At 71.0% G+C, this 13,868-nt stretch carries 12 protein-coding genes; 7 read left to right on the forward strand and 5 right to left on the reverse strand.

All coding sequences use genetic code 11. The features are described 5' to 3' along the window. Positions 1 to 198: 198 nt before the first annotated feature. Positions 199 to 657 (reverse strand): universal stress protein, encoded by a 459-nt coding sequence (locus E1266_RS18710; protein WP_132048658.1) that lies wholly within the window; start codon positions 655 to 657, stop codon positions 199 to 201. Between the two features lie 147 nt (positions 658 to 804). Here E1266_RS18710 and E1266_RS18715 point away from each other — a divergent pair, with 147 nt between their 5' ends. From E1266_RS18715 to E1266_RS18745, 7 genes are all read left to right on the forward strand, one after another. Next, positions 805 to 1,473, forward strand: a complete 669-nt coding sequence (locus tag E1266_RS18715; protein ID WP_243718565.1) for an HAD family phosphatase — start codon at positions 805 to 807, stop codon at positions 1,471 to 1,473. Between the two features lie 241 nt (positions 1,474 to 1,714). Continuing rightward, the gene (locus tag E1266_RS18720) at positions 1,715 to 2,149 is read left to right on the forward strand and encodes a hypothetical protein (protein WP_132048662.1); all 435 of its coding nucleotides are present in this window, start codon (positions 1,715 to 1,717) and stop codon (positions 2,147 to 2,149) included. A gap of 496 nt (positions 2,150 to 2,645) precedes the next feature. Then, positions 2,646 to 3,638 (forward strand): ABC transporter permease, encoded by a 993-nt coding sequence (locus E1266_RS18725; RefSeq protein ID WP_132048664.1) that lies wholly within the window; start codon positions 2,646 to 2,648, stop codon positions 3,636 to 3,638. A 44-nt stretch (positions 3,639 to 3,682) separates the two neighbouring features. Next, entirely contained in the window at positions 3,683 to 5,443 is a 1,761-nt protein-coding gene (locus E1266_RS18730; RefSeq protein ID WP_207945761.1) for an ABC transporter substrate-binding protein, read from the forward strand. Positions 5,444 to 5,547: 104 nt separating this feature from the next. Continuing rightward, positions 5,548 to 6,561 carry an ABC transporter permease gene (locus E1266_RS18735; protein WP_132048666.1) on the forward strand — a complete coding sequence of 338 codons (1,014 nt, stop codon included), beginning with the start codon at positions 5,548 to 5,550 and terminating at the stop codon, positions 6,559 to 6,561. Then, the gene (locus tag E1266_RS18740) at positions 6,561 to 7,628 is read left to right on the forward strand and encodes an ABC transporter ATP-binding protein (protein ID WP_132048668.1); all 1,068 of its coding nucleotides are present in this window, start codon (positions 6,561 to 6,563) and stop codon (positions 7,626 to 7,628) included. The genes E1266_RS18735 and E1266_RS18740 overlap by 1 nt, the downstream gene beginning before the upstream one ends. Positions 7,629 to 7,720: 92 nt before the next feature. Beyond that, positions 7,721 to 8,806 carry an ABC transporter ATP-binding protein gene (locus E1266_RS18745; protein ID WP_132048680.1) on the forward strand — a complete coding sequence of 362 codons (1,086 nt, stop codon included), beginning with the start codon at positions 7,721 to 7,723 and terminating at the stop codon, positions 8,804 to 8,806. A gap of 199 nt (positions 8,807 to 9,005) precedes the next feature. Here the strand turns inward: E1266_RS18745 and E1266_RS18750 are convergent, their stop codons facing one another. The 4 genes from E1266_RS18750 to E1266_RS18765 form a co-directional block, all read right to left on the reverse strand. Next, entirely contained in the window at positions 9,006 to 11,507 is a 2,502-nt protein-coding gene (locus E1266_RS18750) for an FtsX-like permease family protein (RefSeq protein ID WP_243718568.1), read from the reverse strand. Continuing rightward, entirely contained in the window at positions 11,504 to 12,334 is an 831-nt protein-coding gene (locus E1266_RS18755; protein WP_132048670.1) for an ABC transporter ATP-binding protein, read from the reverse strand. Before E1266_RS18755 ends, E1266_RS18750 begins: the two co-directional genes overlap by 4 nt. A 289-nt stretch (positions 12,335 to 12,623) precedes the next feature. Then, complete coding sequence (locus tag E1266_RS18760) at positions 12,624 to 13,304, reverse strand: response regulator transcription factor (protein WP_132048672.1); 681 nt, start codon at positions 13,302 to 13,304, stop codon at positions 12,624 to 12,626. Between the two features lie 181 nt (positions 13,305 to 13,485). Next, a partial coding sequence (locus E1266_RS18765; protein ID WP_243718570.1) for an ATP-binding protein occupies positions 13,486 to 13,868 on the reverse strand: 383 nt, incomplete at its 5' end.

The raw sequence follows: 13,868 nt of genomic DNA on the forward strand, positions 1-13,868 counted from the left end.
GCCCAGGTACTGCACCACCGGCGGGGGCCGTCATCTCCCGGGGCGGGGGCCCCGCTCATGATCGGTGGCTGTCAGCCTACGTCCTGCGGATGGCCTACCCCACCCTCCCGGCGGCAGACCCCCGCGCCCTACGCCCGCAGCGGAAAAGCTGAACGAAGTTCGTCCTTCGCACGGTGGCGGGCGGGGCCGGGGGACGGGCTACTTGCCGTCCGTGGTGTGCACGATCAGCACGTCGCACGGGGACCGGTGCGAGAGGTTCGCCGGGACCGACCCGAGGATCCGCCCGGCGAGGCTGTTCAGCCCGCGGTTGCCGATCACGACGAGGCCCGCGCCGCGCTCCTTCGCCAGCTTGGAGATGACGTCCACGGCGTCGCCCTCGACGGCGATCTGGTCGATGTCGGTGGCGCCCGCCGCGACCGCCCGCTCGCGCGCGGCGCGCAGCGCGTCGTCGGCCGGCGTGGAACCCTGCACCTTATAGGCGAGGTCCCCGAGGCGGTCGGCGGCGCTCGCGCGCTCCCGCTCGGGCATGGGGCTGTAGGCGGAGGCGAGCAGGAGGGTCGCGCCGGTGGCGGCGGCCAGCTGGGCGGCCCTGTCGACCGCGCGGAAGGAGGAGTCCGAGCCGTCGGTGCCGACGAGGATGATGCGGTAGGCGCTCATACCGTTCCTTACCGGATAGTAGTTTAGAGGGCACGGTATCGGTCGGCCGACCCATCCGTCACCGTCTCTTTGCACAGCCCGTCCAAGAAGAAACGCCGCCAGCGCGGCCCGGCGCGCGTGATGTTCGCGACACCCTGGAGGAGCACCGTGACCCTTGGCGGCCCGCAGGCCGTGCTGTTCGACATGGACGGCCTGCTCATCGACTCCGAGCGCGTCTGGCTGGAGGTCGAGTCGGAGGTCATGGCGTGGCTGGGCGGCGAGTGGAGCCCCGCCCACCAGGAGAAGCTCGTCGGCGGCTCCCTGGACGTCGCCGTCCGCTACATGCTGGAGCTGACCGGCGCGACCGCCTCCCCCGAGGAGGTCGGGCGGCGGATGCTGGACGGCATGGCCGAGCGGCTCGGCGCCTGCGTGCCGATGATGCCCGGCGCGAAGGACCTGCTGTCCGAGGTCCGCGCGGCCGGGGTCCCCGCGGCGCTGGTGTCCTCCAGCCACCGGCGGCTGATCGAGCCGGTGCTGGACGCGATCGGCCGCGAGCACTTCGCGCTGAGCGTCGCGGGCGACGAGGTCGCGCGCACCAAGCCCGACCCCGAGCCCTACCTGACGGCCGCGGCCCGCCTGGGCGCCGACCCGGCCCGTTGCGTCGTCCTGGAGGACTCCCCGAACGGCGTCGCCTCGGGGGAGGCGGCGGGCTGCGTCACCGTCGCGGTCCCCGGCGTCCTGCCGATCCCTCCCGCACCGGGCCGCGTCGTGGTGTCCTCGCTGCGCGAGGTCACCCTGGACACCCTGCGGGCCCTGCCCGCTTTCACCGGGGCCTGAGAACCGGCCCTCGCCCGGGACCCGGCGCCGCGTCCCGGCACCGCGGCCCCGCAACGCGTCCGTGACCGGACCCGCGCCCGATACCCGCGGGGCGGTCCTTACGGGACGGGTCACGCGGGAGGAGGAGGGCCGCGCGCCCGGAAACCGTCCGCCGGGAGGATCGGAACCGGCCCCCGACGTGTGACGATGGAAATGAGGCATCACCGCAGAGACGCAGCACCGTATGGAATGAGGGGCCGGCATGAGTGACACAGCCATCTTCGCGATCAGTCTCGCAGTGACCCTGGTCGGGCTGGTCGTCAGCTGGGGGGTCTACCGCCGCCGCGGCGCGGGGACCGGGTTGCGCGGCGCCGCCCTGTCCCTGGTGCCCCTCGCGGCGGCGATGACGGGGGTCACGGAGTTCTTCGTCGACCTGGCGTTCAGCCCGACCCGGTGGGCGGGCGTCGCGGTGGCGGGGGTGGCCGTGCTGCTCTACCTGGTCTCCGGCGCGATGATCAGCCGCCGCGCGGGCGCGTCCGGCGGCGCCGCTTCCGGGGGGCGCAAGGCCGCGGGGGGCGGCAAGCAGAAGCCCGCAGGGCGCTCGGGCGGGCAGCAGGCCGTGGAGGGTCCCGCGCCGGGCGGCGACCCCGAGATGGCCGAGATCGAGCGGATCCTGCGCGACCGCGGCATCAGCTGACCCGGAGCCGCCCGGCCCGCCGTTCCCGTGTGCCGCCCGCTTCCCGCGCCGGAGCCCGCCGCCTGATGCCCGCGCCGTGAGTCATCGCTGTGACGCCCGTGGCGGTTGGGGCGTGCCGGGACGGGGGATGCCGGGGATTGTGTCCGCCGGGACGCTGACCTGCGGAGAATCGATATCGGAACGGACTCGGAACGGTAAAGCTTCCCGGTCTAGACCGGATCGAGACCCCTGTCAGTCCTGTCCCGAACGTACTATTCGGGCGGTTTGTCGGAAGTGCTGTCGCTCCGCGTGTTGCCCAGATGACGACGAGATCACAAGTCAGATACGGGTACTGGCATAGGTCCTCACACGGATGGACAGTCGTGGTCGAAGGACTACGTTTCCCTTCAGCGAACGCGGCGTGCCGAGTACGGGGCGGCGGATGATCTCCGCCGCCGGCCGGCCCAGCGCCGGCGGCAGGGCCGAACCAGTGGCCGGACGGTAGGAGGTATGGAGCGTGGCCGCACCCATCGAGGTGAGCGGGTCCGACACCGAGGCGCATCCGGAAGCGGTGCTCTCGGGCGTCGACCGCAAGAAGATCCAGGGGCGCTCCCTGGGACAGATCGCCTGGATGCGGCTCAAGCGCGACAAGGTCGCGCTCACCGGCGCCGTCGTGGTGATCCTGCTGATCCTCATCGCGATCTTCGGCCCGTACTTCGTGCAGAACCCGCTGACCTACCACCAGAACCTGATCGACCCGACCTACAACCGCCCCAAGTACGGTTTCTGGCACTCGGGCATCAGCATGGACCACCCGCTCGGCGTGGAGCCGGGCACCGGCCGCGACATGCTGGCCCGCATCGTGCACGGCGCCCGCATCTCGCTGCTGGTGTCGTTCCTCGCCACGCTGATGTCGGTGGTCATCGGCACGGCCCTCGGCGTCATCGCCGGCTACTTCGGCGGCTGGGTCGACTACATCATCAGCCGCGCCATGGACGCGTTCCTGGCCTTCCCGCTGCTGCTGTTCGCGATCGCGCTGGTCGGCGTCGTCGCGGACGGGGCGTTCGGGATGACCGGCAACGGGCTGCGCGTGTCGGTCCTGGTCATCGTCATCGGCTTCTTCAACTGGCCGTACATCGGCCGCATCATCCGCGGCCAGACGCTCTCGCTGCGCGAACGCGAGTTCGTCGACGCCGCGCGCAGCATGGGCGCCAGCAACTCCTATGTCCTGTTCAAGGAGATCCTGCCGAACCTGGTCGCGCCGATCCTCGTGTACGCGACGCTGCTGATCCCGGTGAACATCCTGTTCGAGGCGGCGCTGTCGTTCCTCGGCGTCGGCGTCATCCCGCCGACGCCGTCGTGGGGCGGCATGCTGACGCTCGCGGTGCCGATCTACTCCTCGGACCCGATGTTCATGATCATTCCGGGTATGGCGATCTTCATCACCGTCCTCGCCTTCAACCTGTTCGGTGACGGGCTCCGGGACGCTCTCGACCCTCGGGCCAAGTGATTCGGGTTCATCCGACCCGCCTAACTGAAAGGGTGCGCCTGCACATGAACAAGATGAGACCGCTCGCGGTGCTCGCGGCCGGGGTCCTCGCGGCCTCGCTCGCCGCCTGCGGCGGCGGCGATTCCACGGGAGGGGACGGCCCCGGCTGGAACGCCGGCGTCAACGAGGTCGTCAACCAGTCGGACAAGAAGGGCGGCACGCTGAAGCTCGCCCACTCCGACGACTGGGACTCCCCGGACCCGGGCAACACCTACTACGCCTTCTCGCAGAACTTCGCCCGCCTTTACGGCCGTGCGCTGACGACGTTCAAGCCGGGCGCGGGCAAGGAGAGCCTGGAGGTCATCCCCGACCTGGCGACCGACCTCGGGCAGGCCAGTGACGGCGGCAAGACCTGGACCTACAAGCTGCGGACGGGCGTCAAGTACGACGACGGCAGCACCGTCACCTCCAAGGACGTCAAGTACGCGGTCGAGCGCAGCAACTACACCGAGGAGCTGCAACTCGGGCCGAAGTACTTCAAGCAGTACCTGGTCGACAACGACCCGGCGTACAAGGGCCCCTACAAGGACAAGAGCGACAAGGGCCTGGAGTCCATCGAGACGCCGGACGACCAGACGATCGTGTTCAACTTGAAGGAGCCGTTCCAGGAGTTCGACTACCTGGTCGCGATGTCGCAGACCATGCCGGTGCCGAAGGCCAAGGACACGGGCCTGAAGTACGAGAACGCCATGGTCTCCAGCGGCCCGTACAAGGTCGACAACTACACGCGCGGCAAGTCGATGACGCTGTCCCGGAACCCCCACTGGGACGCCAACACCGACCCGATCCGCAAGGCGCTGCCCGACACGATCGAGGTCCAGGCCAAGCAGAACGCGGACGACATCGACCAGCGGCTCCTCGCCGGGTCGCTCGACATGGACATCTCCGGCGTCGGCGTCCAGGCCGGCACGCAGCCGAAGGTCCTCGCCGACGACCAGAAGCCGTACGTGGACAACCCCATCCAGGGCTTCCTGCGGTTCATGTCGCTGAGCGTCAACGTCAAGCCGCTCGACAACCTGCACTGCCGCCGCGCCGTGCAGTACGCGACCGACAAGGTCGCCGCGCAGACCGCCTACGGAGGCCCGCTGGCCGGCGGTGACGTGGGCACCACGATCCTGCCCCCGGCGGTCGACGGCTACACCAAGTTCGACCTGTACCCGCAGAAGCAGGCGGAGAACGGCGGCCTGGACCAGGCCACGCTCGACAAGGCCAAGCAGGAGCTGCAGGAGTGCGGCCAGCCCGACGGCTTCAAGACCAAGATCTCGGCCCGGTCCGACCGGCCGAAGGAAGTCGCGATGGCGCAGGCGATCCAGCAGAGCCTGAAGAAGGTCGGGATCGAGGTTGAGATCGTCCAGTTCCCCGCGGGCGACTACTTCAACAAGTACGCCGGCGTGCCGAAGTACGTCCACGACCACGGCGTCGGCATGATGATCTGGGCGTGGGCGGCCGACTGGCCGACCGGCTACGGCTTCCTGCAGCAGGTCGTCCACGGTGACGCGATCAAGCCCTCGGGCAACACCAACCTCGCCGAGCTGGACGACCCGGAGATCAACAAGGCGCTCGACCAGGCCATCACCAACCCGGACAAGGCGGCCCGCCTCAAGGCTTACGGCGAGGTCGACAAGATGGTGATGGAGACGGCGACGAACGTTCCGCTGATCTACGCCAAGGCCCTGATGTACCGGCCGGAGCGGGTGACCAACGCCGGGATCACGCTCTCCTACGGCGGAATGTACGACTACCTGAACATGGGCGTGTCGGAGTAACACTCCGCTCGTCCGTGCGTCCCTCTGAAGGCAGGTGAAGGCGACGCCCACCGGCCGGGACGGGCCCAACAGGCCCGCCCGGCCGGTGAGCTGGGCCGCGAATTTTGCTCGCATACATCGTCCGGCGCCTCATCGGTGCCCTTCTCATGCTGCTGCTGGTCAGCCTGGTGACCTTCGGCATCTTCTTCTGGCTGCCGAAGCTGGCGGGGCAGACCACCGACCAGATCGCGGCCGGCTACGTCGGCAAGGCGCCGACCCAGCAGGCCATCGAGGACACCAAGGAACGGCTCGGGCTCGACGACCCGGTCGTGGTGCAGTACGCGGACTACCTCAAGGCCATCCTCGTCGGCAAGGACTTCAAGGCCGGGCCGGTCACCGACCACTGCCCGGCCCCGTGCCTCGGGTACTCCTACCGCAGCAGCCAGCCGGTCCTGGAGACGCTCCTCGACCGCGCCCCCGCGACGCTGTCGCTCGCGGTCGGCGCCGCGGTCATCTGGCTCGTCGGCGGCATCACCGTCGGCGTCATCTCGGCGCTGCGCAGAGGCACCCTCTGGGACCGCATGGCGATGATCGTCGCACTGAGCGGCGTGTCGCTCCCCATCTACTTCACGGGCCTGGTGTCCCTGGCGCTGTTCTCGTACTCGATACCGATCTTCCCGGGCGGGGGCAGCTACACCTCCATCACCGAGAATCCGGTGATGTGGTTCCAGGCCCTCGTGCTCCCATGGGTCACGCTCGCGTTCCTGTACGCGGCGATGTACGCGCGGCTCACCAGAGCGGGCATGCTGGAGACGATGAACGAGGACTACATCCGCACGGCCCGCGCCAAGGGGCTGCCGGAGAAGACCGTCGTCACCAAGCACGCGCTGCGCGCGTCACTGACACCGATCATGACCGTGTTCGGCCTCGACCTCGGTCTCCTGCTCGGCGGCGCGGTCCTGACCGAGAGCACCTTCGGCATCCCGGGGCTGGGCCGGCTCGCGATCGACTCGATCCGCAGCGGCGACCTGCCCATGGTCCTCGGGGTCACGCTGATCACCTCGACGTCGATCGTGGTGATCAACCTGATCGTCGACCTGCTGTACGCCATCGTCGACCCGAGAGTGAGGCTGGGCTGATGACCGGCACCGCGCGCGCCGCGGACACCGCGGGCACCGGCGAGGCTCCCACGGCGTTCCTGGAGGTCCGCGACCTGAAGATCCACTTCCCGACCGACGACGGGCTGGTCAAGTCGGTCGACGGCCTGTCGTTCCAGCTGGAGCGCGGCCGCACGCTCGGGATCGTGGGGGAGTCCGGGTCCGGCAAGAGCGTCACGAGCCTCGGCATCCTGGGCCTGCACAACAAGCGCAACGCCAACGTGTCCGGCGAGATCTGGCTGGACGGCAAGGAGCTCGTCGGCGCCTCGCAGGCCGAGGTGCGCCGGCTCCGCGGCCGCGACATGGCGATGATCTTCCAGGACCCGCTGTCCTCGATGCACCCGTTCTACACGGTCGGCCACCAGATCATCGAGGCGTACCGGGTCCACAACGACGTGTCCAAGCAGGTCGCGCGCAAGCACGCCGTCGACATGCTCGGCAAGGTCGGCATCCCGCGGCCCGACCAGCGCGTCGACGACTACCCGCACCAGTTCTCCGGCGGCATGCGGCAACGCGCGATGATCGCGATGGCGCTGTCGTGCGACCCGGAGCTGCTGATCGCCGACGAGCCGACGACGGCGCTGGACGTGACCGTCCAGGCGCAGATCCTCGACCTCATCCGGGACCTGCAGCAGGAGTTCAACTCCGCCGTCATCATGATCACCCACGATCTCGGCGTGGTCGCGGAGCTGGCCGACGACATCCTGGTGATGTACGCGGGCCGCGCCGTGGAGCAGGCGTCCGTGGACGCCACCTTCCACCGGCCGCTGCACCCCTACACGTGGGGGCTGCTCGGCTCGATGCCGCGGCTGGACCGCGACCGGTCCGAGCGGCTGCTGCCGATCACCGGGTCGCCGCCGAGCCTGATCAACGTGCCCTCCGGATGCGCGTTCCATCCGCGCTGCCCCTACCGGGACCTGAACGAGGGCAAGAGCGAGACCAAGCGGCCCGAGCTGGTCGAGGTCGAACCCGGCCACAAGGCGGCGTGCCACCTCCCGCTCGGCAGACGGCGGGAGATCTGGACCGACGAGATCCGGCCGAAGCTGTGACGAGCACGGGTGGTAACGAGACTGTGAGCACATCCAAGACCCCGGCCGAGAAGGTCTCGGTCGACAAGGCCCCGGCCGGGGAGCCCCGTCCGATCAGGGAGGGCGAGAACCTGCTGGAGGTGGAGAACCTCGGCAAGCACTTCCCCGTCACCGCGGGGCTGCTGCGCCGGCAGGTCGCCGCGGTCAAGGCCGTGGACGGCGTGTCGTTCTCCGTCCGCAAGGGCGAGACCCTCGGGCTGGTGGGGGAGTCGGGCTGCGGCAAGTCCACCACCGGCCGGATGATCATGCGGCTGCTGGACCCCAGCTTCGGGAAGATCACCTTCGAGGGCCAGGACATCACGAAGATGTCGCAGCGCCGGCTCCGGCCGTTCCGCCGCGACCTCCAGATGATCTTCCAGGACCCGTACTCGTCGCTGAACCCGCGCAAGACGGTCGGCGCGATCGTGGGGGCCCCGTTCCGGCTGCAGAACCTCGAGGCCGAGCAGGGCGTGAAGAAGGCCGTCCAGGAGATCCTGGAGCTGGTGGGCCTCAACCCCGAGCACTACAACCGGTACCCGCACGAGTTCTCCGGCGGGCAGCGGCAGCGCATCGGCATCGCCCGCACCCTCGCGCTGAAGCCGAAGCTGATCATCGCGGACGAGCCGGTGTCGGCGCTGGACGTGTCGGTGCAGGCCCAGGTCGTGAACCTGCTGGAGGACCTGCAGGACGAGCTCGACCTCACCTACGTGGTGATCGCGCACGACCTGTCGGTGGTGCGGCACATCTCCGACCGGGTCGCCGTCATGTACCTCGGCAAGATCGTCGAGCTGGCGGACCGCACGGACCTGTACGAGCGACCCATGCACCCCTACACCAACGCGCTGCTGTCGGCGGTGCCGATCCCGGACCCGTCCCAGCGCGGGGAGCGCAAGCGGATCCGGCTGCAGGGCGACGTGCCGAGCCCGCTGGACCCGCCGCCCGCGTGCCGCTTCCACACCCGCTGCTGGAAGGCGCAGGACATCTGCAAGCAGGTCGAGCCGCCGCTGGTCGAGCTCAGCCCCGGCCACCAGGCCGCCTGCCACTTCCCGGAGAACACCACGGTCAGCGCGACCGACGCGGTCGCCAAGGCCGCGGTGGCGCCCGGCGCGGCCGCGGCCGGCGACGCGGGGACCGCGTCCGCCGCCGACTCCGCGGAGTAGCGCCCGGCCCCGCGGACCGCCCGCCGGCTCTCCCGGCGCGCCTCCCGCACCGGAAAGGCCCGGCCCCCTCACCCGAGGGGACCGGGCCTTCCGCTTGCGCCTTCCGCTCACCTTGCGCGTGCCTTGCGCGTGCCTTGCTCGTGCGTCCGCCCCGCGCGCCCGCCTGCTCGGCCGGCGGGCGCGCGGGGCGGTCATCGGGTCATTCGGTGGAGATGGCCTTCAGCACGTCCATCCGCCCGGCCCGCCACGCCGGCCACAGCGCCGCCAGCACACCGATCACCGCGGCGATCGCCAGGTAGACCACGAGCGTCCCGTACGGGACCGACAGGACGCCGAGACCGTCGTCGGCGAGCGCGTTCTGCAGCGCCGCGCCGAACGCGATCCCGATGCCCATGCCGAGCACCGCCCCGAACACCGCGATCATGATGGACTCCAGCCGGATCATGCGGCGCAGCTGCCGCCGGGATATCCCGATCGCGCGGAGCAGCCCGATCTCCCGGGTCCGCTCGATCACCGACAGCGCCAGGGTGTTGATCACCCCGACCGCCGCGATGACCACCGACATCACCAGCAGGATCGTCAGGAACGTCACGAACCCGTCGACCTGGCCGCGGGCGTCCTCCTTCAGCGACGCCTGGTCGGCGACCTCCAGGTTCGGGTAGCCCTGCAGCGCCGACTCCAGCGCCGTCCTCGTCGCCGCGTCGGCCCGCTCGGTGTCCACCACCATGATCCCGACAGTCGGATTCAGCGTGTGCCGCAGATGCATCTCCTGCGACATCAGCCGCGGCCCGATCAGGTCGCTCCTGGAGTACACGCCGCTGAGGTTCAGCCGCTCGGTCTTCCCGTCCGGGAACTGGACGGGCACCGCCGCCCCGACCTCCCAGCCGCGGTCCTCCGCCGTGCCCTCGTCGACCATGAGGTCGGCCGGCCCGGCCGCCGGACTCCCCGACACGATCTTCAGCCGCGCCGCCTCGGTGATGACCCGCGCGTCGCCCGCGACGTAGAACACGTCCTCGCCGTCGACCTTGACCTCGCCGCTGTAGGTCGGCGTCGCGGCCACCACGCCCGGCGCGTCCTTCACCTTCTGCTGCGCCTCGGCGTTCACGCCCCCGGCGCCCTGCGCCTGCACCAGGTAGTCCGCGCCGAACTGCGCGTCGATCTGCTCGTCGAGCGACGCCCGCATCGTCGAGCCCAGCACGTTCACCGTCGTGATCAGCGCCAGCCCGATCATCAGCGCGGCGGCGGTCGCGGCGGTGCGGCGCGGGTTCCGCAGCGCGTTCTGCCGCGCCAGCCGCCCCGGCGCCCCGAGCAGCCGCGCCGCCGGCGCGCCCAGCACCCGCAGCACCGGCACGCTGATCACCGGCGCGAGCATCGCCACGCCGATGAACACCCCGAACGCGCCCGCCCCGACGGGCACCGCCGGGTTGCCGCCGGCGCCGGCGAGGCCCACCGCGATCAGCGCCGCGCCGATCGCGGTGAGCAGCGACCCCAGCGCGATCCGGATCCGCATCGACCGCTGCGGCAGCGCCACGTCGTCGCGCATCGCCGCCACCGGCGGGATCTTGGCGGCGCGGCGCGCCGGGAAGTACGCCGACACGACCGTCACCACGATCCCGACCGCGTACGACCAGAACACCGCGTTCGCGGTGAGGGTCAGGCCGCCCTCGCCGGCGTCGCCCATCTGCGTCTGCAGCAGCGACGCCAGCCCGGCCCCCGCGGCCAGCCCGAGCGTGGACCCCACGACCCCGACCGCGACGGCCTCGCCGATCACCGCCCGCGTCACCTGCGCGCGGGCCGCGCCGATCGCGCGCAGCAGCGCCAGCTCACGGGTCCGCTGCGCCACCAGCATCGAGAACGTGTTGAAGATGATGAACGCCCCGACGAAGATCGAGATCAGCGCGAACGCGAGCAGGAACGTCCGGAAGAACCCCATGATCTCCGCGACGTCGCTCTGCGCCTCCTCGCGCAGCTCGGTCCCCGTGATCGCCTCCAGGCCCGGCGGCAGGGCCGCCGCGACGCGGTCGCGCAGCTCCGCCTCCGACGGGCCCGCCGACTTCATCTCGATGTCGGTGAAGTAACCGGGCTTCAGCAGCAGCCGCTGCGCCGTCGGGGTGTCGAACGCGGTGACCGTCGCGCCCATCATGTTCCCGGTGTCGACCAGCCCGACGATCTTCATCCGCTGCGGCGGGCCCGCCGTGATGACCTGCGTGGTGTCACCGATCGCGAGCTCGCCGTGCTCGGCGGTCGCCTCGTCGATGACGACCTCCGCCGGGCCCCGCGGCGCGCGGCCGGACGTCAGGTCGTAGAACGCGCTCTCGGTCAGGTTCACGCCGAGCTGCGGCGGGCCGTTCTGCGGCGTCCCGACGATCTTCCCGTCCTTGCCGACAACCGCCGCGTACCCGGTGACGTTCCCGATCGGGTCCCGGACGCCGTCGACGCCCTTCAGCGTCTCCAGCACCGACGCCGGCACCGGCTGCGCCGACATGCCGTCGTCGTCGCCGCCCACGACCTTCTCCGCCCGGACGTCGACGGCGATGTCCTCGCTGATGCTGCTGAACAGCTCGTCGAACTGCTTGTTCATGCTGTCGGTGAACATCAGCGTCCCGGCGACGAACGCCACGCCGAGGATCACCGCGACGGCCGTCAGCACCAGCCTGATCTTGTGCGCCGCGAGGTTGCGGAGCGTGACCCTGCCCATCATCGCGCCGCGACCCCCGGCCCCTGCGCGTCCGGGCCCTGCGCGGCGGCCGGCCCGGAGTCGAAGCCCTTCATCCGCTCCAGCACCCGCTCGGCCGTCGGCTCCGCCATCGTGTCGACGATCTGCCCGTCGGACAGGAACAGCACCTGGTCTGCGTACGCCGCCGCGGTCGGGTCGTGCGTCACCATCACGATCGTCTGGCCCATCCGCCGCACCGAGTCCCGCAGGAACCCCAGCACCTCCGCACCGGACCGCGAGTCCAGGTTCCCCGTCGGCTCGTCCGCGAAGATGATCTCCGGGCGGGCGGCCAGCGCCCGCGCGCACGCCACCCGCTGCTGCTGCCCGCCCGACAGCTCCGACGGGCGGTGCTTCAGCCGCGGCCGCAGCCCCACCGTGTCGATCACCGTGTCCAGCCACTCCCGGTCCGCCTTGCGGCCCGCGATGTCCATCGGCAGCGTGATGTTCTCCAGCGCCGTCAGCGTCGGCACGAGGTTGAACGCCTGGAAGACGAAACCGACCTTGTCGCGCCGGAGCCTGGTCAGCTGCTTGTCCTTCAGCCGCGTCAGCTCGGTGTCGCCGATGTAGACCTCACCCGAGTCCACCGAGTCCAGGCCCGCCATGCAGTGCATGAGGGTCGACTTCCCGGACCCCGACGGGCCCATGATCGCCGTGTAGCGGCCCCGGGGGATGCCGACGGTGACCCCGTCGAGCGCGATGACCTGGGCGTCGCCGTGCCCGTACACCTTGGTGATCCCCTGGGTGCGTGCGGCGAATTCGCCCTCCCCGGGCACGGTGTGCGCGCCGGCGGTCGATGGGGCGGTGTTCGTCACGTGAAACTCCCGTAGTCGAGTGAGCGGAGCAATGCGGCCGGGCCGTGCTGGCCCCCGACGGCCCGGCGTACCAAAACAGTAGAAGGCCGACGAACTCCTGTGATGGACCCCAGGAACGGACTTGCCCGTCCCCCGGAGGCAGGAGAAGCCCCGCGGCACTCGTCCTACCGGAGTAGTCCCGCCCCACCGGAAGACAGGGGCGAACCAGGGTCCGACCCTGAGACCGCCCCCGCGCCCGCCGCGGCCACCACCCGCCCGCGGCCCCGGGGCGGCCCCGGGGCGGGCCCGGTCAGCTCTGGCCCGGCCTGCTCAGGCCCGTCTCGTACGCGTACACGACCGCCTGCACCCGGTCCCGCAGCCCGAGCTTCGCCAGCACGTTCCCCACGTGCGTCTTCACCGTCGTCTCGCTCACCACGAGCTCCGCCGCGATCTCCGCGTTCGACTGCCCCCGCGCCACGTGCGCCAGCACCTCGCGCTCCCGGTCGGTCAGCGTGTCCAACCCAGGCGGCGGCGCCTCGTCCCGCACCGCCGGCAGCCGCGACGCGAACCGGTCCAGCAGCCGCCGCGTCACGCTCGGCGCCACGATCGCGTCGCCCGCCGCCACGATCCGGATCGCCTGCACCAGGTCCTCCGGCGGCGAGTCCTTCAGGAGGAACCCGCTCGCCCCCGCCCGCACCGCCTCGATCACGTACTCGTCGAGGTCGAACGTCGTCAGGATCAGCACCCTCGGATCGTGCGCGGCCGCACCGTCCCGGACGATCCGCCGGGTCGCCTCGATGCCGTCCACCCCCGGCATCCGGATGTCCATCAGCACCACGTCCGGCAGCAGCGACCGCGTCAGCTCCACCGCCGCCGCGCCGTCCCCGGCCTCGCCCACCACCGCGATGTCGGTCTCGGCCTCCAGGATGAGCCGGAACCCCGTCCGCAGCAGCGGCTGATCATCGACGAGCAGCACCCGCACCGCGCTCATCGCACCGCACCGCCCGCCCGGTGTCCCGGTCGCACCATCGTCCCCGCTCCTCGCCTCACCGCGCGCCCGCCCTTCCGGCGGCGCCCACGCCCAAACCTACGGCCCGCACAACCTACGGCCTCCCGGCACCGGGAGACCGAATCCGGCCGTCCGGGCCGCCGCCGCCCGCCGCGCACGACGCTCACGCCTCCAGGGGGAACCGCGCCCGGACACCGAACCCGCCGCCGACCCGCGGACCGATCTTCAACTCGCCACCGTACAGCGCCACCCGCTCGTACATGCCGACAAGCCCATGCCCCGGATTGTCCTCGTTGTCGGCCACGAACGTCGCCGTGCCGCGCCCGTCGTCCTCGATCTCCACCGTCAGGTCGCGATCCCCGTAGTACAGCCGCACCCACGCCCGCGCCTGCGGACCCGCGTGCTTCAGCGTGTTCGTCAGCGCCTCCTGGATCAGCCGGAACGCCGCCACGTCCACCCCCGGCGACGGCGACCGCGCCTCACCCTCGATCCACAGCTGCACCGCCAGCCCCGTCTCCCGGACGTTGTCCAGCAGCTCCCCGAGAT

The organism is Actinomadura sp. 7K534 (genome assembly GCF_004348575.1).
GTDB lineage: Bacteria > Actinomycetota > Actinomycetes > Streptosporangiales > Streptosporangiaceae > Spirillospora > Spirillospora livida.

Coding starts and splice junctions, on each gene's coding strand:
- E1266_RS18710 (WP_132048658.1), bottom strand. CDS start 657: ATGAGCGCCTACCGCATCATCCTCGTCGGCACCGACGGCTCGGACTCC.
- E1266_RS18720 (WP_132048662.1), top strand. CDS start 1,715: ATGAGTGACACAGCCATCTTCGCGATCAGTCTCGCAGTGACCCTGGTC.
- E1266_RS18730 (WP_207945761.1), top strand. CDS start 3,683: ATGAACAAGATGAGACCGCTCGCGGTGCTCGCGGCCGGGGTCCTCGCG.
- E1266_RS18740 (WP_132048668.1), top strand. CDS start 6,561: ATGACCGGCACCGCGCGCGCCGCGGACACCGCGGGCACCGGCGAGGCT.
- E1266_RS18750 (WP_243718568.1), bottom strand. CDS start 11,507: ATGATGGGCAGGGTCACGCTCCGCAACCTCGCGGCGCACAAGATCAGG.
- E1266_RS18760 (WP_132048672.1), bottom strand. CDS start 13,304: ATGAGCGCGGTGCGGGTGCTGCTCGTCGATGATCAGCCGCTGCTGCGG.